13 protein-coding genes are annotated in these 22,461 nt (G+C 42.5%); 3 read left to right on the plus strand and 10 right to left on the minus strand.

The window, feature by feature from the left end; translation table 11 throughout:
* Positions 1-116: 116 nt before the first annotated feature.
* From FXV91_RS06335 to FXV91_RS06360, 6 genes are all read right to left on the minus strand, one after another.
* Positions 117-551 carry a DUF126 domain-containing protein gene (locus tag FXV91_RS06335; protein ID WP_229389546.1) on the minus strand — a complete coding sequence of 145 codons (435 nt, stop codon included), beginning with the start codon at positions 549-551 and terminating at the stop codon, positions 117-119.
* Complete coding sequence (locus FXV91_RS06340; protein WP_229389548.1) at positions 538-1,743, minus strand: aconitase X; 1,206 nt, start codon at positions 1,741-1,743, stop codon at positions 538-540. The genes FXV91_RS06335 and FXV91_RS06340 overlap by 14 nt, the downstream gene beginning before the upstream one ends.
* A 243-nt stretch (positions 1,744-1,986) precedes the next feature.
* Complete coding sequence (locus FXV91_RS06345) at positions 1,987-3,255, minus strand: UbiD family decarboxylase (protein ID WP_229389550.1); 1,269 nt, start codon at positions 3,253-3,255, stop codon at positions 1,987-1,989.
* Positions 3,256-3,675: 420 nt separating this feature from the next.
* A complete protein-coding gene (locus FXV91_RS06350) occupies positions 3,676-4,743 on the minus strand; it encodes a citrate/2-methylcitrate synthase (protein WP_229389552.1) in 1,068 nt (355 codons plus the stop codon).
* Between the two features lie 411 nt (positions 4,744-5,154).
* Positions 5,155-7,962 carry an aconitate hydratase AcnA gene (acnA, locus tag FXV91_RS06355; protein ID WP_229389554.1) on the minus strand — a complete coding sequence of 936 codons (2,808 nt, stop codon included), beginning with the start codon at positions 7,960-7,962 and terminating at the stop codon, positions 5,155-5,157.
* A gap of 746 nt (positions 7,963-8,708) precedes the next feature.
* Positions 8,709-10,094, minus strand: a complete 1,386-nt coding sequence (locus tag FXV91_RS06360) for a hypothetical protein (protein WP_229389556.1) — start codon at positions 10,092-10,094, stop codon at positions 8,709-8,711.
* A gap of 463 nt (positions 10,095-10,557) precedes the next feature.
* Here FXV91_RS06360 and FXV91_RS06365 point away from each other — a divergent pair, with 463 nt between their 5' ends.
* Positions 10,558-11,289: a hypothetical protein gene (locus FXV91_RS06365; protein ID WP_229389775.1), complete on the plus strand. Its 732-nt coding sequence runs from the start codon at positions 10,558-10,560 to the stop codon at positions 11,287-11,289.
* A gap of 129 nt (positions 11,290-11,418) precedes the next feature.
* Here the strand turns inward: FXV91_RS06365 and FXV91_RS06370 are convergent, their stop codons facing one another.
* Both FXV91_RS06370 and FXV91_RS06375 read right to left on the minus strand, forming a co-directional pair.
* A complete protein-coding gene (locus FXV91_RS06370) occupies positions 11,419-13,149 on the minus strand; it encodes a VWA domain-containing protein (RefSeq protein ID WP_229389558.1) in 1,731 nt (576 codons plus the stop codon).
* 40 nt (positions 13,150-13,189) lie between these two features.
* A complete protein-coding gene (locus tag FXV91_RS06375; protein ID WP_229389560.1) occupies positions 13,190-14,701 on the minus strand; it encodes an AAA family ATPase in 1,512 nt (503 codons plus the stop codon).
* Positions 14,702-15,530: 829 nt separating this feature from the next.
* Here FXV91_RS06375 and FXV91_RS06380 point away from each other — a divergent pair.
* Both FXV91_RS06380 and FXV91_RS06385 read left to right on the plus strand, forming a co-directional pair.
* A complete protein-coding gene (locus FXV91_RS06380) occupies positions 15,531-16,265 on the plus strand; it encodes a HesA/MoeB/ThiF family protein (RefSeq protein ID WP_229389562.1) in 735 nt (244 codons plus the stop codon).
* Between the two features lie 137 nt (positions 16,266-16,402).
* Positions 16,403-17,347, plus strand: a complete 945-nt coding sequence (locus FXV91_RS06385; RefSeq protein WP_229389564.1) for a hypothetical protein — start codon at positions 16,403-16,405, stop codon at positions 17,345-17,347.
* 319 nt (positions 17,348-17,666) lie between these two features.
* Here FXV91_RS06385 and FXV91_RS06390 read toward each other — a convergent pair whose 3' ends face one another.
* The gene (locus tag FXV91_RS06390; protein WP_229389566.1) at positions 17,667-19,691 is read right to left on the minus strand and encodes a PAS domain S-box protein; all 2,025 of its coding nucleotides are present in this window, start codon (positions 19,689-19,691) and stop codon (positions 17,667-17,669) included.
* 241 nt (positions 19,692-19,932) lie between these two features.
* Positions 19,933-22,407 carry an MEDS domain-containing protein gene (locus tag FXV91_RS06395; protein ID WP_229389568.1) on the minus strand — a complete coding sequence of 825 codons (2,475 nt, stop codon included), beginning with the start codon at positions 22,405-22,407 and terminating at the stop codon, positions 19,933-19,935.
* Positions 22,408-22,461 lie beyond the last annotated feature (54 nt).

Genomic DNA, 22,461 nt, shown 5'->3' on the forward strand with positions numbered 1-22,461 from the left:
CTTTGTTTCTTGTCCGCTTTTAGAGCGTTTCCTACAGGTTTTCAGGCTGTATCAATGCTATTTTCATATTTCAATCTTTAAGAGGCACGGTATTCAGGTTTAAAGTTTAATCTGCATCATCCTTCGGTCTTACAGCCTTCCGATTTAAGTAATTCGATATACCCCTCACTACCGTTTACCAGGACAATGTCTCCATCCTTTAAAAACTCGTATGGGCTTTTTTCCAGCATATCAACGAGCGGAATTTCAGATATGATTGCTCCTACTGCTACAATCGGTTCGGTTTCCAGATTAATAATCGCCACTGGAGCAGCCTCATTTTTCTTCAGCTGGTACATCACATAAGAGCCAACAGTAGAGCCTTTTCCGTGGGGAAAAACAAGGACCTTTCCTTTAATTGATTTTCCTGCTAGAGCGTGTTTTTCTTCAACTACAATTCCGGTTTCAGGGTCTACACTGCCAAGGAAGGATATGGGATCTCTGGAAAGAAGAACTTCCCCTTCTGCACATCCCCTGGAAATTGTTCTGCCTTTGAGTTTAATGGGAACCACCTGCTTTTTTTCCTTTCCCTCCGGTTGCTTCTTCGATGCAGACTTCCATATCTCCGTATACACTTTCAGCCCCGCACATCCCGGGCACGTAGGCAAAAGCTTTTCCCGAATTAACCATAACGCAGGAGTAGCTGTTGGTTGCCGGAGAAACCACCATACAGGTATCGCAAACAATCTTAGCCCCACTTTCTTCAATGCTCCGGATATACTCAGGGTAGCGGTTTTTAAGTTCCCTTGAGGTAAAAATCCAGGTTTCCTTTGAAACCGTTTTTCCACCCAGGAGTTCAGCCACCTTTTTAAGTTCAGCCGCAGAACAGTGAGGGCAGCCAATAGTAATCAGATCTGGCTCTTTTCCAGCTCTTTTTCTACTCTCATAAACTTCATCCAGCTGGCTCCTCTCGATAATTATTTTTTCCTCAGGCTCTCTAAAATCCAGCCTGCAGGCTTCAGGCGTCACTCCTTTCACATGATAAAGGGCTACTGAACCGGATGCTGCCATTGCAGCTCCAAGGGCTTTAAGGTCATCCTTTTCCGGAGTATCCTTTATACGAAAAATAGGCACCCGATTTCCAATGATTTTGCCTGCTACATATCCAAGTGCTCCGTAATCCGATTCTCTAAGTGAGCATTCCACACTGATAGAGACTTCAGGCACGCGGTTTTCATCAAGATGGAACCCATAGTTTGCAGTTTTTCCCAGAAGTGCTGCCGAAAGGGCTGATGGTCCTCCCTCCCTGTTTGTCCGGGCTCCTATTACGGAATTTGCATAAGAAATGGCTGACGATTCGCTCCACGCCAGATGGTCGCCGTAGCCCGCTGAAAAGCCTTCGAGAGTATAAGGAGTGCAGGTGCATCCGCAGCGAATTCCGAGTTTTTTATAAGCCTGAACAATTCTTTTCTGCTTTTCTGCAAATTCAGGAGAAATTCTCAGCCTTTCCCAGTCTTCCATATCCATTCCTGCCGGGTTAAGAGTTGCGGGGACCTTAACCTGCCCCTCAAGGTCCGAAATCCATTCAAGTCCGGCATCGCCTATAGTCTTATAAGAGACGCCTGCAATCTGGGCGCTTTTGATGGGGATCAGCCTGTCTGCGCCGTATATGTCCCCGAGAGCCACAAGGATCTCAATTGCCTTCCTGAGAGTCTCTCCGGCTTCTCCGCTCTGGATTTGTTCTTCTTCTTTTGTAAGATACATGAAAATTCACTCTTTAACTGCCATGTAGTAAATGCAGAGTACAAAATATTGAGGCAAGTATAATATGGCACATATAAGGCACATATAAACTATTAAGGCAAATACAGAATATTAAGACGCGTATAAAATGTTAAGGACGGGTTGAAATATTAAGACATGGTGCGGGGCCTTTCATACCCCAGATTTCAGTCCTTTAATTTTCCCTGCTCTTTAAAAGCTCCGTATTTTAAAAACCTGGTATAATCATTCCTCAGGAATTATTGCTCTTTCAAAGTTCTCTTTTTCAATAAGAATCTTTGTAGCATCAACTCCCACTTTCGTAGTTGTCCCGTCAGGGGCGCCTCTGGGATCCAGGGAACTGCCTCGGACGTTAGGAATAATCAGGATATCCATATCCCCTTTTACTCTGGTAGCAATTGCAAACTCGACATCGTTCGGGTCAAAGATATTTATGTCTTCATCCACGACAACGACATGTTTCAGGCTCGTGTGGGCGGCAAAGGCTGCCATAATAGCGTTTTTAGCATCCCCTTCAGTCTGCTTTTCGATCTGCACGACTGCATGAAGATAACAGCATCCTCCCTCTGTTAAGACCACGTTCTTGACAGTTGTAACTTCCCCTACAGCCCTGTATATCCTTGGTTCATAAGGCACTCCCATCATCAAAAGGTGTTCGGGCCCGGCAGGCAATATCCCGTGATAAATAGGGTCTTTTCTGTGGATAATTCTGGTAATGCGGATTACAGGTTCTTTCCTTACCACATCGTATGTTCCCGTAATGTCCACAAAAGGTCCTTCATCAACCTTTTCTATCGGGTCAACGTATCCCTCGAGCACGATCTCGGAATGTGGTACTTTTATCCCGTTTGAGCACTCAAAAAGTTCTATCGGAGCTCCCCGCAGGGCAGCTGCGTATTCAAACTCCTTTCCGACAGGGACCCTCGTAGAGGTTGCGTAAATAATCGTAGGATCGCAGCCAAGGACGATTGCAACTGGCAGGGGCTCACCTTTTTCTGCAGCTTTTTTATGGAGGAGATAGGTATGCCTCGGGGGAACAAGGCGGGCTGCGAGTTTGTCCTTCCCCACGAGCATAAGGCGGTGAATTGAAGCATTCATTACTCCACCGTATTCGGAAACAACAATTCCTGCAGTTATGTAGGGGGCTCCATCTTTTTCAAAATGGGTAAGGATAGGAAGTTTTGTCAGGTCAACTTCATCTTCTATGGTCTCAAGGGTAGGAGACTCTGAAACCAGCCGCACTTCACCCTCCGAGGAAACTTCCGAAAGCTTCTTTATAATCTCCTCTTTAGGGACTCTGAGCATGGAAGCAAGTTCGTCCCTGGACCCAAGAAGGTTCATAATAACCTTTGAGCCTGAAATGTCATGGAAGAGAACCGGAGCTTTTGTTTTTTTTGCAATTCTTGAAGCCTCGAACCTCGGGGAAACGGGCTGCTGAACTTCTACCAGTTTTCCGTTTTCTTTTAACCGGTCTATAAAATCTCTATAACTCATGGGTATCTGGATATCAAAAAGCTGTCAGATGATAAAAAGATTATCTGATTCCAGGGCTAAAAATCTCTATGCCCTGTTAACCAATATAAGTGATATATGATTAAAGTGATAAAAGAGGACCTTTATCCTGAAAACCTTATTTCTATAAACCTTATTTCTATAAACCTTATTTCTATAAACCTTATTTCTATAAACCTTATTTCTATAAACCTTATTTTTATAAACCTTATTTCCTTTTGAATTTACATTCTATTTATGAACCTGTTTTGCCTGAAAATTCAGTTTAATTTCTGGTTTTCAGTCTCGGTTTGTCAGATTTGCTCTGTCAAACCTGGCTTAGCATCTGCCTTTATTCTTCTGCTTTTTCGATTTCGTTTATTTCTGTCGGTTTTCAGGCATAACAAGGTTTTTTCTGAGATTTTAGCATTCATCGAGCATGAAGGCTCTGGGCCTTATGATCTTTTTCTTCTCGTACTGGTCGAAGCAATGGGCTATCCAGCCTGAGATTCTTCCGATTGCAAAAATCGAGGTTGCAAGCTGCGGAGGAATTTCCATATATTTATAGATAACTCCCGAATAAAAGTCCACATTTGGATAAATCGGCTTCTCTCTTTTCTCCACAATCTCGCGGACAACAGTATTTTCAATCGCTTCGGCTGTCGCGTACCAGTGCATATCTCCTTTAGCTTCAGCCAGTTTTCTTGAGAGCTGCTTGAATACTGTGCCTCTCGGGTCATATGTCTTGTACACTCTATGCCCGAAGCCCATTATTTTTTCTCTCTTTTCGATTTTCTCAAGAACAAATTTCTCTGCATTTTCAGGGCTGGCAATTTCTTCAAGCATATTCATAACTTCTGCCCTTGCTCCTCCATGAAGGGGGCCTTTAAGTGTGCAGAGCCCTGAAACAACTGCTGAATAGAGATCGGAGAGGGTTGAAGCTGTAACTCTGGATGAAAAGGTAGACGCATTCAGCTCATGCTCCGCACTGAGAATAAAGTCTTTTTCCATGACTTCGGCTTCCAGTGGGTCTGGCTTGCTTCCTTTTAACATGTACAGGAAATTGGCTCCATGGGAAAGGGAGGGGTCAGGAGGTACGGGTTCCTTTCCGTTTGCCATTCTATAATAAGCAGCAACAATGGTTGGGACTATAGCAATTAACCGTATGGCTTTTCTCATATTCCCTTCTTGAGAGCTGTCGTTCAGGTCCGGATCGAATTGCGATATGAAAGAAACAACTGTACGTAACGCTTCCATAGCATCGATATTGAAATTGCACATGCGGATAACATCCATTACCTCCCTGTTGATTCCGCGTTGCGCATGCAGGCGGGCTGAATACTCGGCAAGTTCCTGTTCTCCAGGGAGCTCTCCCCGGATCAGGAGATAGGAGACCGCATCATAGGGAAGTTCGACGAGTTCGTTGATGTCTACTTCCCTGTATTTCAGAATGCCCTCCAGCCCGTCTATGAAACATATATTTTTACTCATTTTCTACCTCGCAGTTATGCTAGAGGATTTTCAAAAAACTTTGAAATTGGGGAATCCTCTGATTAGACGTGAAAGATTTAACACGAAGGATCTTTTTGGGTCCAAAAATAGGGTGACAATGCAATTGTATTATCATCGAATAAGTATATTAAATTTGTTGAAATTGTAAATTTAAATCATTTTAAATATATTTTTTAAAGTAAAGGGCTATGTATCTTTAACCTTTTAACCTTTTCGAATGTGAAATACAATATTCTCAGAATGAAGATATCCTTAAAATATCTATCCGAACAAGAATTATCCCGTATCCGGTCCGGATAATAAGAGAGGTCCCATAAAAATATGAAGCCTTATTAAGGCATGAAGGACCTCCTTAAAAAACTTTTACGCCATTTCGGTGTAAGTAACCTGTTATTTTTTCTTCACTGAATCACGCAGGAACTTATGTAAAATCCCACCGTTCCTGTAGTACTCTATTTCCACAGCAGAGTCCAGCCTCAATGATACCTTAAACTCTGTTTCTCTCCCGTTATCGTCTTTCGCCTTTACGATAAGATCACCGTGGGGTTTCATTTTCTCAATGCCAAGGATATCGTATTTTTCCTTTCCTGTTAGACCGAGAGTATCTGCGCTTTCTCCTGCTTTAAACTGCAGGGGAAGAACTCCCATGCCAACAAGATTGCTTCTATGGATGCGTTCAAAGGACTCGGCAATAACTGCCTTTACTCCAAGGAGGAATGTTCCTTTTGCTGCCCAGTCGCGGGAACTGCCTGTCCCGTACTCTTTTCCTGCGAGAACAATCAGGGGGACATTGTTATCCGCATAGAGCAGAGATGCATCGTAAATCGGGATTCCTTCACAGGATTCCTGCGGGAAGTCTTCTCCTTTGAGATGGACGGCAGTCCAGCCTCCTTCCCTGGTTACAAGCCTGTTCCTGAGCCGGATGTTTGCAAAGGTCCCGCGCATCATTACCTCATGGTTGCCCCGACGCGAGCCGTAGGAATTAAAATCTTTTTGGTCCACGCCCCAGGATATCAGGTATCTGCCTGCCGGGCTGTCTGCCGGAATGTCTCCTGCAGGAGAGATGTGGTCTGTAGTGATGCTGTCCCCGAAAAGGGCAAGTACCCTGGCATTTTGTATATCTCCGGGCAGAGGCACAGTAAGCGGGAAATCTACAAAATAAGGCGGTTCCTGAATGTAAGTGGAGGTCGGGCTCCAGTCATAAAGAGTGCCTTCGGGAACATCAAGGTCTTTCCAGAGCTTGGCCCCTTCCAGAATACCTGAGTACTCTTTTTTGAACATTGAAGGCTTAACGCTGTTCTTTTCTACTTCCCTTATTTCTTCGTCTCCGGGCCAGATGTCTTTGAGATAAACAGGAAGCCCGTTTGGGTCATAAGCAAGGGGATCAGTCTCAAAGTTAATGTTTACCGTACCCGCAATTGCATATGCAACAACAAGCGGAGGGGAGGCGAGGTAGTTTGCTTTAACAAGCGGGTTAATCCTGCCTTCGAAGTTCCTGTTTCCACTGAGCACGGCTGCAACTGTAAGGTCTTCTTCTTCAATTTCTTTTGCAACATGCTCGGGCAGAGGTCCGCTGTTCCCAATACAGGTCGTACAACCGTATCCAACCTGGTGGAAACCCAGAGCCTCAAGATAGGGCAGAAGGCATGCGGCTCCAAGATACTCAGTAGCCACTCTTGACCCCGGAGACAGGCTTGTTTTCACAAAGGGTTTAACCTTCAGACCCCTTTCAACAGCCTTTTTTGCGAGCAGCCCGGCTCCTATAAGGACTGATGGGTTGGAGGTATTGGTACATGAAGTAATGGATGCTATTACAATGGAACCATGCGTGACCCTGAAGTTTCTCTCAGAGGAATCAACCTTTTCTGCCTCTTCCCTGACCGATACTTCGGACTCTTCTACAGGTGCCCCTCCTTCTTCCAGCCAGCGCAGATAGGCGGGGTCTCTGGCAAGCTCAACGCTCCCTTCCTTTTTTCTTATAAATGTCTGCCTCATTATTCCACAGAAATTCTCTGAAACTTCGTTCAGGAAGAGCTGGTCCTGCGGGCGTTTGGGGCCTGCAAGGCAGGGCTTTACAGTACCCATGTCAAGTTCGAGAGTGCTGCTGAAAACAGGCTCGGGTTTATGGACGGAGTAAAGAAAGCCCTGTGCTTCAAGGTACTTTTTCACAAGGTCGACCTGTTCGTCGCTCCTGCCTGTTCTCTTCAGGTAGTTTAAGGTCTCCATGTCAGGAGGGAAAATCCCGAGAGTTGCCCCATATTCCGGAGCCATGTTTGAAATTGTTGCCCTATCAGGAAGGCTCAGGGAGTTCAGGCCGGGCCCATAGAACTCGACAAACTTGCCGACCACGCCGTGCTTCCTTAACATTTTAGTAATCGTGAGGACAAGGTCTGTGGCAGTAACTCCAGGTTCCGGTTTTCCGTAGAGTTTAAAACCGACAACCTCAGGAACGGGCATATAGTAAGGCTGCCCGAGCATTACAGCTTCGGCTTCAATGCCGCCTACTCCCCAACCAAGTACTCCTATCCCATTGATCATTGTGGTATGGGAGTCAGTCCCTACAAGGGTATCCGGGAACGCAAATAGTTCTCCGTCTTTCTCTTTCAGGTGCACGAGTGGGGTCAGGTATTCAAGGTTCACCTGATGGATAATTCCTCTTCCAGGGGGTACGACCCTGAAATTATCAAAGGCTTTCTGTGCCCAGCGAAGAACCGTATAGCGTTCCCTGTTGCGCTCAAACTCTTTTTTCTCATTCTCCTCAAGGGCATATGCTGTACCGTAGGAGTCAACCTGAACAGAATGATCAATAACCAGATCAGCAGGGATTACCGGGTTAATTTTAGCAGGATCTCCTCCAAGGCGCTCCATTGCCGAGCGAAGGGCAGCCAGGTCAACTACCGCAGGAACACCTGTAAAGTCCTGCATGATTACCCTTGAAGGAATAAATGGAATATCCTTTTCGTTTATATTCCCTGGACTCCAGCGGGCAAGGGCTTCCACATCTTCTGCGGTTATTATCCGCTTTTCAGTATCCGCATGCCGGAGCAGGGATTCCAGCAGGACCTTTATGGAGTAGGGGAGCAGGGAAATCCCTTCAAAGCCCTTTTCTTCAAGTTTACCCAGTCTGTAAATTGTAGCTTTTCCGGCGGTTGTTTCGATGCTGTCTCTTACCCCAAAGGGGTCCGTACCTTCTCTCATTGTACTTTTTACCTCCAGCAAAAGTGTGAAATTAAAATGATGAATTTTTTATAGATTACTTTTATGAGTTAGTGTCTCACTTTTTCTTTATCCTGTGAAAGCCCCATCTTATCCTTAGACTATTTTATTCCTTCGGGCTTTTTATTATCTTCATGTTTTCGGGAAGCAGTTTTGTTCCTGTCCTCTTCTCTATTTTCTAAGATGCATATTCATGAGGATGCTTAAAGTAATTTGCCCAGGCAATAGACCTCTAAATATCTGAACCTTACCAGACCTTCAATTACTTAAGATTACAGTTACAGGCTGTATCTTCATATACTCACATACTTCTTCAGATAAGGCCTGTCCTGTTATAAGTCAGGTTTTCTTTTTATCTATGTCTATCTTGGATGTTCCGATCTTTATTAGTTGCAGCACTGCGCGCCATTTAAGACTCCTGCGCAATAGATAAAACCGAGATATAGCCACATCGGGAGCTATGCTTCCAGAATATCCACCTTTTAGTAGTGGTGACTCTTTTTCCTGGAAAAGGAAGAATAAACGGCAGTTTTATCAAACTCTTCTCAAGGTGGGTTTATTAAAATATTACTCAGATGCCCGAAAGATACTGGTTTCTCAGAAGCTTGATTTTTAAGAAAAATAATAACAGATTCCGGGCCTCCATCATGCCCGGAGTCTCACGAATAAAAGGAAAAAAAGAAAAAGGGTTGTTAAAGCTGAACTGCTGTCAAACCTAAGGCAGTTGTTTATTCTTCGGCAGCTCCGACTGTGATGGAATACTCAAAGTTTTCTGTATTCTTGGGAAGGATTGAAAGTGTCCAATCTCCTGCAGCTCCCGGGACTGTATAGGTCTCTACAAAGGTTGTAATTCCACCCTGGTAGCTTCCCTGGTTATAGGTTTCCATCCCGCCTGCAATTCTTGCGGATACGTATGGAAGATAAGGCTGCGGATATGCATTATTTATTATATTTATCGAGCCGCTTTGCTTTGTACTCATGAGAGCAGGTATTACCTCTTTTCCCGAGGGATCTTTCAGGTTCATCTCAAAAGAAGGAGTGAGGTCCCGATTCTCTCCTGCGGTGTACAGTCCGTATCCATACTGATAGGCGCTAACCTCTATGCTGATAGTACCGTTAGTCCCGGCTTTGAAGGTGGTTTCATAAGGTTCTTCGGGAACCGGAAGGATGCGGAAATTCAGGGAGACTTTACCTTCGTATTCTCTGATTCCAGGGTCATCGATGTTGAGGTCAAGGCTTCCGGTGTAGCTGCCTTTTGAGTCAGCCGGAACTTTCAGTGTCAGCTTTACGATAGCTGTCTGTCCTGCTTTTACTTTTTCCGGAGCTTCGACACTTATTGCGTCATTTCCGAAGGCATATGTTACCCCTCCGTAAGGGGAGATGCTATCGTAATATATGACGTTGCCTCCTTCTGTAAGTTCAGGGGAGATTGCAATATCCTTACTGCCCGTGTTCCTCAGTTTTACCTCATAAGTATAGGTTTCTCCGGCTTCTACAAGGTCGTTGACATAAGGTGTAAGGATCTGGACTGTAGGTGGGACCCATACCTGCAGGTTTAACTGCATTGTGCCCGGGAAATTCGGATAATAGCCTGCTACATCTCCTTCAGGTACGTTTTCTGCAAAGGCTATGAGTACGGCGTAGTTCCCGAGATCAGCATTTTCAGGGATATTTACCTCTACTTCAAACTCCTCTTTTTCTCCTGGCTTCAGGTCCTTTGCAGAAGGGCTTATGCTGATCCAGCTTTCATTTATGAAGTTTTCAGTATAAGGGATAATTAAAAGCCTGGGGTTCAATACAATAGTTTTATTGTCTTTGTTTCCAACAGTAACAGTAAAGTTTTTACTATCTCCGGGCTTCAGTTCAAGGTACTGATAAGCCGGATCTACACTGATTTTTTCAAACTCGGGGTAATAATATCCAGCATCCATTCCAGATGAAGCGATAGAACTGACAACAACGGGATTTCCTAATATTTTCTCTTCTATCGCTCCAACTCCTGCAGGCACAGCCTTACTACCCGCTCCTGCCTCTGCACAGGCAATCGAAAGAACAGATAAGATAAGAAGCCCGCATATGATTAATTTCAATTTTTTAATATCAAGCATACTCATACTTTTCACCTCGCCTAATACTCACTAAGGCATGAGACTTATAAAAGAATTACTTAAACTACGAATCAATCTGCAGTTATTCTTAAAAAATAGAAGTTCTAAGCGTTTTTTCGTATCAGTAGGCTTTTTATATCCTTATTCGAGGGAAATGCAGGTTTCTATACTTTTAGGATTAATTTCTCACTTATTAATTTCTCTCTTATTAATTTCTCTCTTAGTATTGTTTTTCGATACTACAGGGTCTCAATCTCATAACTGGATTCCCTGTGTTCCGGAAAGATAACTTCAGGTTAGCGGAACTTAAACAGAAAAAGATATTAAATCCCAGGATGAAATCTGTTTATGTTATTACGAACCATATATGTAACGAAGATGTAATGTGAAAAAAGTGACTGAAACTATCTCAGGCTATGAATATTTTCAGTAAAAATCGAATAGTTCTCGTTTCTAAACAGTCATGGATGTGATTTTCTTGCTCAAAAACAAACAGGACATTTTCAGGAGATTCTCAAACTCCGGCTGCAGGTTTGGGAGGAGCCCGGGACTTGGGAAGGATTCATTACGTGACTCTCTCATAGGGTCCTGCCCCGTAATTGATGCCGAATTTGTCGAGGTTAGCGAAGACCCTGCTTCTGAAGAAGCTTATTCTGCGGAACTGGACTCCGAACTGCTGAAAAATCTCAGAGAATACCTTAGAACGAGGTCCAATGAGGAAATCACTGAAATTTTTGACGAAATTCGTAAAACCCTTGAAGATAGAACCTCCAAAAGCGGATTTTCGGGAAATCGCTGGGAAGATGCCTCTGCTTACGAAAAGATGCGCATGAAAGATATTTCGGGAAAAGCTTTCAGGACATTTTCCAAAACCGCCTGCTGCGGAAAGGACCAGATTCTTAAAATCTCAAAGACCGTCTCTTCGAAAGCCTCTGCAATAGCTTCCGAAGGCAGAGAGTCAGTAAAAGCCTCTTCCAAAATACTCAATGACAGGTGGAGTAATTTAAGCCCCAGGGACCGCAAGCTGATTTCTGAAACCATAATTACTGTAATAGAGCTTGGTTTGCTCAAGAATTCTACCAGAGGTAAAAAGGCGGCATTTATTGTTCTGTCAAGTATTTACAAACATCAAACGCCAGGTAGAAGAGATATGGAAGAGTTCATAGAAGAGGTGAGCAGGCGCCTTAAGCGCAGGCGTTAATTGTTTGTATCCTGCTCTTTTTTATTTGTCTTGTTTTTATAATAAACCATGAGATTTTGAAAAATCCCTCTCTGTTTGGAAATTGTTCTCTCAATTTACCCAGCCAGTTAATATTCCCGTATCTCCTGATTAGAACATCCGCGCAGGCTTACTAACTGATTTTATAAACCTTGCAGGACTTTCCTCAACCTGCCAGTCTCCGGCATCATGGATAATATAAGTATGGTCTGAGACCTTGTCCAGACCTCCAGCATCATAATTTCCTATTATCAGGGAAAAGATGCGGGCTTTTCTTTCTACTTTTATTTCATTCCATTCACGGATAAGAGGTCTCTCTGACAGTTCTGAACTCCCGTCAGTAAGGAAAAGAAGATCTGCTCCCTGGAAGACTTTTTCCTCTTTTACTGCTTTTAGCCCTGCCCGGAGTGCCGTATTGAAATCTGTACCCCCGCCAAATGTATACTTGAGAAATTCAAGAAACTCCTTTCCCATACGCTTTTTGTCCGTAAGTTCAATCTCAACGGTCTGCCATTTTGATGAAAAAAGAATTACTTTGACATCTCTGCTTTCTCTTAACATCCTCCTTGCAATTGCCAGAACCACGGCTTTTGCAAGAAGCTCAGGGGTTCCCCGCATGGAAGCAGAGGTGTCGACAAGGGCAACAACAGGTCCCTTTCTCTTTTTTCCTGCAAGGTCCGAGTTCCAGTTTTCTCCTCTTAACTGGTATGTGAGGAGTTTTTCTTCAATCATGTCAGCATAGAACTTGCGCTTCAGCACGGGATTTTTAAGTTTTACGGTTTCTATCGGAAGCAGGGTCTGGATATCGCCTGAAAAGGTGATTGTGTGCACTTCGCTTTTGCTGTGGGGCGATAATCGCAGCCTTTTTGAGCCGTACTCAAGTTCAATTCTGCCTACCTGATCAAGAATTTCATGCAGGTCAGAACTTTTCCTGAAAAGGGATGCATACCTGTCAAGATTTTCGAAATATTCTCTGTGTAGGGCCTGTAAGGAATGGTCCCATGCTCTTCCTGGAAAAAGCATGGACAGTATCTCAAGCATCTCAAGGTGATCTTCAAGTAGAGAAATAAGCTCCTCAAGTTTTGTAGCTATCTTCTCCCCTGTGACCAGGTCAACAGCCTCGCCAGCCTTTTCGCTGAACATAAATTCCCTGGTCATTGAGGCAAGTCTTTCCGATGCTTCCAGGTCTTCAGACTCCTGGTCCTGATAATCCTCTGCCCTGTCTTCCAGCCTTTTAAGGAAACTTCCCTGGCTACTCTGGTTGCTCTCTTCCGCTCCTTTTCTTTCCTGGAATTCGTTCGAGTTTCTCTGCCACTCGTAGTTTCTCAGGCTCTCATTCCTTTCCAGTCTATTTTTTTCCCACAAAGCCTGAGTTTCATTGATCAGCTCTTTCAGGGCTTTCAGAGCTTTTTCCAGTCCCTTCTGTGATTTCCTGAAGAGCTCTTTCTCCACTTTTTCATAATCTTCAAGGAGCGTAAAAAGTTCTTCGAGCAGAGTTCTCAGGATAAAAATCCCTGCCATACGGTTTGCTCCGGCGAGGATTTTTATTTCTTCCCAGACCTGCTGATTTCTCATGCTAAGAAATACAGGATAAAAAACTCCAAATTTTCCTATAAAACGCTTTTCATCCTTTATTTCGTAGCTTTTTCCTGAAAGAAGCTCATAAATGAGAACCTCTGCAATCTCTTCTCTGAGCCTGTGAGGTACTTTTCGGGGAGTTGCCAGAAATTCCCGCAGTTCTATATTCAATATAGTAGAAGGATTAAAGTCCCGATCAAAAGATGTCCTATCTAATTCGAATAGATTTTCAAAACCTTTTTTTGAGCTTTTCAGATTCTGCATACTCTTTGTTTCCTTTTTGAGCTTTCAGAAATTTTTCGGCTCAAGCAACTTCTGCTTCTTCGATTTCGACATCGAATATTTTCGGTTTTTCTAGAAGGGCCCGGATTTCATTCAGATGACTTGCTATCTCGTAAATATCCGTATTTTTGGAGTGATATTTCATCAGAATTTCTCTGCTGTCCTGTCCGGAAATCCAGATATTTTCCCTGAGGGTTTCTTCGAGAGCTTTTTCTTCTTCTTGCACCTGCTTTCTGAAGTAGTTCAATTTTTCCTCAAGGTTTTCGTACTCTTTTTCGTAGAGTTTTTTGTCTCCGTAGTCAAGGCTCAGCTTGAACTCAAACCCGTACCTGCGACGGAACTGTTCTGCCACGGCTTCAAAACTCAGTGAACCATTGATATTTCCATAGTCAAGCCCGAGACTATAGGTATGAACAGGAAATTCCGTATGGTGTTTTAACAAATCAAGGGCATTACTGAAAGTGAGACTCTTCGGAGCTTTCACTCCCGTAAACCTGGAGCTTTTTATGCTCCCAGTTGCCTTTTTCTCCTCCTCAAAGCACTTATTGCAGGATACAGTGTCCGGAAGCTCCTGCTGCAGGCAAATATAGACAGAGTTTCTAAGGTCAAGCACATTCTGCTTTAGCTTTCCGGTATCAGTGCCTCCTGAGACAACCCTGTCAAGGATAAGTTTCCTGATAGTTTCTTTCTGTTCCGGTAGATCCCAGAGCATATGCTGCAGCAGAACAATGGTCATCCTGTTTACGCTTGTGTGTCCGTTTACGGCTGAAGCTACTCTGAGGACGTTTATGATCTTCTTCCAGCGCCTGTCTGAAACGAAAATGTTAGAGTTCTTAAGCTCTCTTCTCAGCCCTCGAATAATTGTCCTGACTTCGGGATCTACAGGCATTTCCCTTGCTTTCTTTTGAATTTCTCTTATATTTTCAATCGAGAGCTTTGTTGAAGGCAGGAAATCTTCCGTATTTTCGAAAATGAGAGCTTCTAGATTTTCTTCGTGCTGGATATAGTCCACACTGTACCTGAAGAGGAACCTGTCATAAAGGGCTTCAAGGCTTTCATCTTCTTCAGGTAGTTCATTGGAAGCTCCGAAAACGGAAAAGAGAGGAACATCCATAACTTCCTTGCCGTTATGATACTTTCTCTCGTTCAGGACTGTCAGAAGACTGTTCAATATAGAACTGTTCGCCTTGAAAATCTCGTCAAGAAGGGCGATGTGTGCAGTTGGCAGGTAGCCCTCCACTCTCCGGCTGAATTCATCCCTTTCGAGTGCCTTTAAAGAAAGGGGCCCGAACACTTCTTCCGGAGTGGAAAAACGAGTAAGGAGATAATGAAAAAAGTTTCCTCCCTCGATGGTTTCGCAAATTTTGTTTGCAAGCAGGGTTTTTGCAGTTCCCGGAGGACCCAGTAAAAGTACGTGTTCTCCTGAAAGGAGAGCCAGAAGAGAACCGTTGATCTCAGAATCTCGCTCTTTAAAGTAGCCAGAGAATTCCTGTTTAATATTGAGGATAGTATTTTTTAAATCCAGAACTTTCATAAATTCCAAACCTTTATATATTTATATTTTCCAGTCACTCATCTGTATCCCTTAAAAAGGTCTTTATAATAATGAGCAGTAGTACCCGATTCCAGTAATGTTAAAAATTATGTAACTATTTTTATGGGTCTTGCCTTAATTAATTTTTCCAAAAAAAAATTTTCTGCCTTTCAAGCTTTTAACCGCTTCTTGCCCCGAAAATGCACTTTCTCATAGATATATCTTCTCTTGCCTCTTTTTTTATATCTTTTCATTATCTTTTTTATCCCCGTTTTACACCTTTTTCGTGTCTTCAGGTAAGTTCTTGCCCCCTATTGTTTGATATTTGACTTCTCCGAAGGTTTCCGTTCTATTTCAGCTCTCCGAAGATGTTATGCATAAAGAAGTCAATCTACTGAGAAAAGGGCACGGACTTCTATGAAATAGAGCACTATGGGGCTCTACAGATACTGGTAAATCATAATTTAGCACTCCTGAACGAGTTATCATTCCTGGAAACCAGTATCCTGAACAGTTAACAGGGATCAGAATATTAAAAATCAGTTTAGAAAATAACTTACTTAATTTAAAAATTTCTTACTTTATTTATAAATAACTTACTTAATTTAGAAATAAATCACTCAATTTAAAAATGAGTTACTTAATTTAACAATTTCTTGCTTTATTTATGTATAACTTACTTAACTTAAAAATAAATCACTCAATTTAGAAATGAGTTACTTAATTTATAAATGAGTTCCTTAAGAATCAACTCTTAAAAATCGGTGTTCTTGAACTCAGTATCCTTTAAATCAAATTTACTTAAATTAACATTCTGGAAGGGACCTATATGGATAATCTGGAACGAGAAAAGTATAGTCGGCAGATTCTTCTCTTTGGAGAAGAAGGGCAGGAAAAACTAAAGGCTGCAAAAGTATTTGTTGCCGGTGCCGGAGGGCTCGGGTCCCCGGTATCCACATATCTTGCAATTGCTGGGATAGGAAAAATAATCCTTGCAGATTTTGACTTTGTGGATCCTACCAATCTGAACAGGCAGTTCCTTCACCACGAAAAAGACATTGGGAGGTTAAAGATTGAGTCCGCAAAGGAAAAACTTCTTTCAATGAACCCTTTAATTGAAGTTGAAACAATTGAAGAAATGCTTACCGAATCAAATATTGATTCATTGGTCCCCCAGTGCGATATTATAATTGATGCCCTGGATAACCTGGAAACCAGGCATATTCTTAACAGGCTTTCAATCAAGAGAGGCATTCCTTTAATTCATGGAGCAGTTACGGGTTATGATGGGCAGGTCACAACAATAATTCCCGGAAAAACTCCCTGCTTTTACTGTATTTTCCCACGAATTTCGAGAAAAGAGGTCTTTCCGGTTCTTGGAGCAACTCCGGGAGTTATCGGCTCCATTCAGGTAAGTGAGGCAATTAAGTTTCTGACTGGAAAAGGAAAACTTCTGGAGGGCCGACTTTTATTCTGGAACGGGCTTTCAGGGAGCTTCAGTGAAATTTCACTCGCAAAGCTGAACAACTGCCCTATTTGCGGAAGTGTCAACAAAAAAATTTAACTAAGTTTCTTCCCTCCTTTCAGCAGGATATGCCTTATTTCAGCTTCACTGCATGTTTTTAATTATATTTCCTGTTGATCAATTTTTATATATCCTCAGTGATAATATCCTATAGGGTATGTTGGAGGGAAGATGGCATGAAAAAAAAAACCCGACCAGTTGAACAAAAGGAAAACATCTCACAGGATTACTCAGGTTCCTGGTTTCAGGGCTTTTATGACCTGGACCCGTCTGCACCCTGTTTCTCTTTCACTTCTGTCCCGTGTATTCCTTATCTTGATCTTAGCATTTATCGGGAATCAAGGGTGAAGTCAATTATCAAAGCACACAGCAAGGATATGTACCACCTGCTTGAAAATGTTCATTTTGACGGTAACTATTGCAGGGTAAAGTGCGTACGAAACAGAGAGTGGGAGTGCTGTTGGGATCTGGCAGTCAGGGTTCAGTTTTTTGGAAAAATGCAGGGGGTGGCTCTGTACCCGAAGCGTTCGGTTTCAGAAAAAGAGAAGAGGATCGTTTACAGGTCTTTGATTCTGGTTAATCCGTATCAACTCTGGGATGCGTCCCTTGTAAATAGGTTCTGGAATATTCAGGAGAGAGTCGAGTTCCTTATAGCCAGAATCCTTTTTCATGAGTGCATCCATGTTATGATTTCACTTGGAAAGACACTGCCTTCACCTTCCGGTAGTACGGATATTTTCCTTGAATTCAAGGAAATGCTGGATATTGCAAACTCCAGGAAGCTTGTTACCGAAATGCATGAAGTTCAGTTCCGTCTCTGGAACCTGGTTGTTTTCGGGGCATCGGGTTCTGAAAGTGAGCAAAAATTGCTCGAAAGGGTTCAGGAAATCTATGAATTTCTTATTAATGAAAAGTACAGCAACCAGAAAACAGGACAGGTCTTCCACTCTCCTTTACGCAACTCAAAATTAGCCCGGAAATATGCCTGGGTAGCAGCGGTTAAAGCCGGGGGGAACGGGCAGATCAGTAAAAGGGTATGGCAGGTTGAAGTCCGCAGACTGAGCATAGCATTGAGAGCATTATATGATGGGATTGATGCCCTGTTACGAGAAAAAATCTGAAATCAAGGGTTTCATTCTTCGATTAATGAGAGAATAAAACTATAGTGACCGAACCAGGATTCAGTTGAATCTTGATTAGTTGAATCTGGGTTTAGTTGCGTCTGGGTTTAGTTGCGTCTGGGTTTAGTTGCGTCTGGGTTTAGTTGCGTCTGGGTTTAGTTGAATCTGGGTTAGTTGAATTTGCTATGCTAAACCCGAAATCTACCAAATTCGATCTTTATTGAACCGGAATAATTGGACTGAGGGATTATCTAAAAACGAATATTTACAATGAAAATATGGCAGAAATGCTACAGGATAAGTTGTTGCAGAAAAAGCTTCATTGCTTTTCTGTAACCGCAAATGTTATGCGAAACTCAGTTCCGCGCTCTTTTCTCAGTTCGAGTTTACCATTTAACTGGTCTACAAGTGTGGTTACAAGTTGCAGACCCAGGGTTTCAGGGTTTGCGATGTTAAAGCTCTGAGGAATGCCTGTTCCGTTATCCGTAACTGACAGCATAAATTTTGTGTTTTTATAATTTTCTTTTCGGTTCTCTTCCCTGCAGTTTTTACGTTCCCAGGTTTTTTCTCTATAGAGTTTGATCTTAATTTCTCCTTTCACTCTTCCTGGAAATGCATGTTTAAAGGAATTTGAAACAAGTTCGTTAACAATTATTCCTAAAGGAACAGCGGTATCCATATCAAAGAAAATATTTTCTTCCACATCCATGTTCAGGCTGATATCTGAATTTCCAATCCTGTTTGTCTCGAAAAGATTTTCAGTGAGCTTTTGCAGGTACTTCGAAAAATTTAATGTATCTACCTGCCCGCCCTTGTGCAGTTCCTCATGGATAAGAGCCATGGATATAACCCGATTCTGGCTTTCCAGAAATGCTTCAAGGACTTCCGAGGTTTTAACAGCCCTTCTGTTCCTGAACCTTTCAGCCTGAAGGTCGAGCAGAGAGGAAATTACCTGCAGGTTGTTTTTGATCCTGTGGTGAATTTCTTTTTTGCGGGCAAGCTCAAGCGTTGCCAGCGACTCTTCTGCCTCTTTCCTTTCGGTTATGTCATACATTGTACCCTGGTACATATCAGGCTTCCCGCTATTGCCCGGAATCTTCTGATAAATTTCATGGACCCATTTTATTGTCCCTTTTCTGTGTATTATCCTGAAGTCAATTTCTCCATAGCCTGCACCTGGCGAACTTTGAATCCTTTTCTCTTCCTCATACATACGGGGCAAGTCTTCAGGATGAATTATGTTTTTCCAGGGCTGTTCGGACATGAGTTCTTCTTCACTGTATCCCGTAATCTCTTCGACAGTCCCATGCAGGAACACAGGAACGAAGTTCTCATCTGCCTGAAAAGCAATTCCTTTAAAGTTTTTTATGAATGAACGGTATTTCTCCTCACTTTCCTGAAGTTCTCTCTGAGCCTTATTGCGTTCAGTAACATCGAGAACGGCACCTACAAGTCCGCTTATTTTACCGTCTTCATTAAAGCATGGAGCTTTGATAACGATAAATTCCTTTCCAAGGCAGTTTGGAAGGTATCGGCTTTTTAATTCACAGCAGTGCTCTATTCCGTCCCGGTATACCTGGACATCCGTTTCATCATATTTTTTAATCAAGTCTTCAGGTGCCTGATATGTAAGTTCACCATAGACTCTCCCCGTTATCTCTTCTTCAGGAAGGCCTATAATTTCCTTTGTAAAAAGCTTATTGCACCCTGTGTACCTGCCCTCAGTGTTTTTATAAAAAACAGGAACCGGAATTCCATCGAGCATTCTTTTCTTAAATTCCAGATTCTCTCTCAGATCTTTCTCAGTCTGCCTGATTTCAGTAATATCCTGCATAACTGTAACAAGTCCGAAAATTTCTCCCTTTTCGTCACTGAAGGCTGATTTGTTTACCAGGAAAGACCTTTTTATCCCATCGGCACAGATTCCCTGACATTCGAGGGTAAAGCTTTCTCCGGATTTTAGAAGCTGCCTGTCTGTTTTATCCCATTCTTCAAAACATCTGAGAATACTCTGTTGCTTGTTTTCGAAAAGTTTTCCTGGTAACTTTTCTGAGTTGCTGCATGCAACTTCATTCAGGGTATGCCCGATAATCTTTTCTTCCGGGAGGCCTGCAATTTGCCTGGAAAAAGATTTATTAGCACCAAGAATTACTCCGTTTCTGTTGGTATAGAGAACCGGATTTAGAATACTATTTAGCATGCTTTTTATAATGGAAAACGCGGCTCCAATTGTATGTGTTTCTGCCTGTCCCCCGTTTTCAGATCCCGGAATCTGGAAGCAAAAGTTTTGATCTGTAATATCCGGTTTTTTAACTTCATCATCAGCCAGCGTTTCAGCCCCCAAATCTTTTTTCTCAGTCTGCATTTATTCTTTAAACGCAGGTTCTGAAGTTTTTATATACCGATTTTCAAGAATCAATTAGTTATTATCTGGCTTTGTAACCTATCTTTATTGTTTTATATAACTTATAAAAAGCGATCTTATATTATTTGTGCCCTCTCAAGGAACTGCGTTATATATTTCTATGGTAAGTGAAAATAAGTATTCTGATTATGATGGCGTCTCTTTATCCTGAGAGGCTGTCTTAAACGATATCGAAACTTATTTTGAATTCCGTTCCCTGCTCCCGTTTAAGTTCAATATTTCCATCCAGCTGTTCAACAAGAATGCTTACTAATTGCAGACCGAGGGTTTCAAGACTTTCCATCTCTATGTTTTCAGAAATCCCTTTTCCATTATCCGAAACCGTCATAGTGAAACAGGACCTATCGATCTCATTGTCCTTGTGTTCCCTGCAAAGCTGAATTCGGATTTCCCCCTCATCGTTTTCAGTAAATGCATGTTTTAGGGAATTCGAAACGAGTTCATTAACAATTATTCCTAATGGGACAGCAGTATCCATATTAAAAAATGCGTTTTCTTCCAGGTCCATGCACAGGCAAATATTATCGCTCCCGAGACTATAAGTCTGGAAGAGGTTTTTCACCAGTTTTTGAAGGTATGCTGAAAAGTCCAGTGTGTCAGTTTCTTTACCTTTATAAAGTTCTTCATGAATAAGGGACATTGAGATTACCCGGTTCTGGCTTTCCCTGAAAGCCTCGAGAATCTCCTTAGCCTGGATTGCTTCCTTTTCACTGAACTTTTCAACCTGCAGATCCAGCAGAGAAGAGATTACCTGCAAATTATTCTTAATCCTGTGATGAATTTCTTTTTTTCTGGCATCTTCAGCTTTTGCCAGGGCTTCTTCAGTCTCTTTTCTCTCGGTAATATCATATATTGCGCCCTGATAAATCATGGGCTTTCCATTCTTACCCGGAATCTTCTGATAAATTTCGTGCACCCATTTTATTTCCCCGTCTCTGCACTTTATTCTATAGTCAAGTTGCCCGTCACATGCAGAAGGAGAGCTTTTTGTTTCTCTTTCTTTTTTAAGGAACAAAGGCAGGTCTTCCGGCTCAATAAGTTTTCTCCACAGCTTTTCAGATATAAACTCCTCTTCGCTGTACCCGGTAATCTCTTCTACGTTTCCTTTCATATATTCCAGGTTAAAATCCCTGTCTGCCTGAAAAGCAATCCCTTTAAAATTCTGTATGAAAGAGCGGTACCTTTCTCTGCTTAATTCAAGTGCTTTTTCAGCCTTTTTGCGTTCCGTAATGTCCTGAAGTGTCCCTCTAATACTGATAGGCGTATTTTTCTCCTCAAAAATAACTTCGCCTTGCAAATGAACTACGCGCTCTTCTCCATCAGCCCGGATTATTCTATAATCAATGTCATAGGGCTCTCCGTTTAAAGCTCTTCTAACGGCATTATCTGCATAGTCCCTGTCATCAGGATGTATATAGCTTAAAACTTCATCATAAGGTAAACCGAATTCTTGAAGGTCAAGCCCGAAAATGCGATACATTTCATCAGACCAGTATGGTTTATTGGTTACAATATTCCATTCCCAGTTCCCGATATGAGCCATTTTTTGGGCTTCAGAGAGTCTTCTTTCATTTTCCATTAATGCCTTGTAAGCTTCTTCAAGTTCAGCTGTACGTTCTTTAACTCTTTCTTCTAAATTGTCGTGTGCTTTTTTGAGAGCTTCTTCTGCCTTTTTGCTTTCTGTGATGTCGCGGGCGACATGAACACTCCTGATGACTTTCCCTTCGTTGTCGTATAACGGCGAGACACTTATTAAGAAACTATCACCCAGGAGATTTTCGTGAACCTCTATTGTATGTTCGAGCCCGTCCTCAAGCAACCGTCTCTGCGGGCAAAAAGAAGGGGGTTCTGTAGTTCCGTGCATAGCGGGATAGCAGGTCAACCCCATACACTCTTCTGGTGTCGTTCCCATTTTTGCTGCCATTGCTCTGTTTGCACGGACAATCCTGTATTCATCATCAATTACGGATATCAAGTCGGGAACGGCATCAAAGGTTTGCTCCCAGTCTTTTGCAGCCTGAACAGCTGCTTCTTCTGCTCTCTTCCTTCCAGAATTTTCTATCCGTTCCCATTTTCCTTCCCTTTTGATCAAAGCAAATTGATGGTTGGAAATTACATCAATAATCTCGGCTGTGTTGCATATATCGAGATAATACGGGCACAGAGCTATTACATGGTGCTTGTCGATAATAGCATCCACTTTTTTTTCATAATTAACAAAACCATCCCAGCCTTCTTTTTCCAGCCAGCGGTTGTCCCCTGTAGCCCTCAGTCCATCATAGCCCCTTGTCAGAGCCTGATTAATTTTTTCAATCCAATTATTTACGACTCTCTCCGGATTGAAAACACCCTCCTTTAGATACCCATGAGTATGAGGGATAATTTCCATTTGCCCTTTCTCCAGATAAACATCAATATCAGGAACAGCTATTTTCAGGGTTTCTTTTGCTTCTCCCACTTCTGAGGGTTGTGACGTGATCCACACACAAAGCTCGTTATTTTCCAGCCCTGTTTTGAAGTAAGGGACGAGTATTTCCATCAAATCTTTTTTTGTCTGATAAAACTGGCAGAAGTGCGTTCCCCAGGGCACATCTCCAATAACATCAATCCCGGAATTCCTAACATTTTCTTCCATCTCTTTTTTTCTCCGGCTTTGAGAAGCAAATAATCCATTTCTCAGGTTCATTCA

It is taken from the genome of Methanosarcina sp. DH2, from assembly GCF_020804225.1.
In the GTDB taxonomy this organism is placed as follows: Archaea; Halobacteriota; Methanosarcinia; order Methanosarcinales; family Methanosarcinaceae; genus Methanosarcina.

What these genes read in the sequence shown, in the direction of transcription:
- FXV91_RS06340 (WP_229389548.1), bottom strand. Translation starts at nt 1,743, where the DNA reads ATGTATCTTACAAAAGAAGAAGAACAAATCCAGAGCGGAGAAGCCGGA.
- FXV91_RS06345 (WP_229389550.1), bottom strand. Translation starts at nt 3,255, where the DNA reads ATGAGTTATAGAGATTTTATAGACCGGTTAAAAGAAAACGGAAAACTG.
- FXV91_RS06350 (WP_229389552.1), bottom strand. Translation starts at nt 4,743, where the DNA reads ATGAGTAAAAATATATGTTTCATAGACGGGCTGGAGGGCATTCTGAAA.
- acnA (WP_229389554.1), bottom strand. Translation starts at nt 7,962, where the DNA reads ATGAGAGAAGGTACGGACCCCTTTGGGGTAAGAGACAGCATCGAAACA.
- FXV91_RS06360 (WP_229389556.1), bottom strand. Translation starts at nt 10,094, where the DNA reads ATGAGTATGCTTGATATTAAAAAATTGAAATTAATCATATGCGGGCTT.
- FXV91_RS06370 (WP_229389558.1), bottom strand. Translation starts at nt 13,149, where the DNA reads ATGCAGAATCTGAAAAGCTCAAAAAAAGGTTTTGAAAATCTATTCGAA.
- FXV91_RS06375 (WP_229389560.1), bottom strand. Translation starts at nt 14,701, where the DNA reads ATGAAAGTTCTGGATTTAAAAAATACTATCCTCAATATTAAACAGGAA.
- FXV91_RS06380 (WP_229389562.1), top strand. Translation starts at nt 15,531, where the DNA reads ATGGATAATCTGGAACGAGAAAAGTATAGTCGGCAGATTCTTCTCTTT.
- FXV91_RS06385 (WP_229389564.1), top strand. Translation starts at nt 16,403, where the DNA reads ATGAAAAAAAAAACCCGACCAGTTGAACAAAAGGAAAACATCTCACAG.
- FXV91_RS06395 (WP_229389568.1), bottom strand. Translation starts at nt 22,407, where the DNA reads ATGGAAGAAAATGTTAGGAATTCCGGGATTGATGTTATTGGAGATGTG.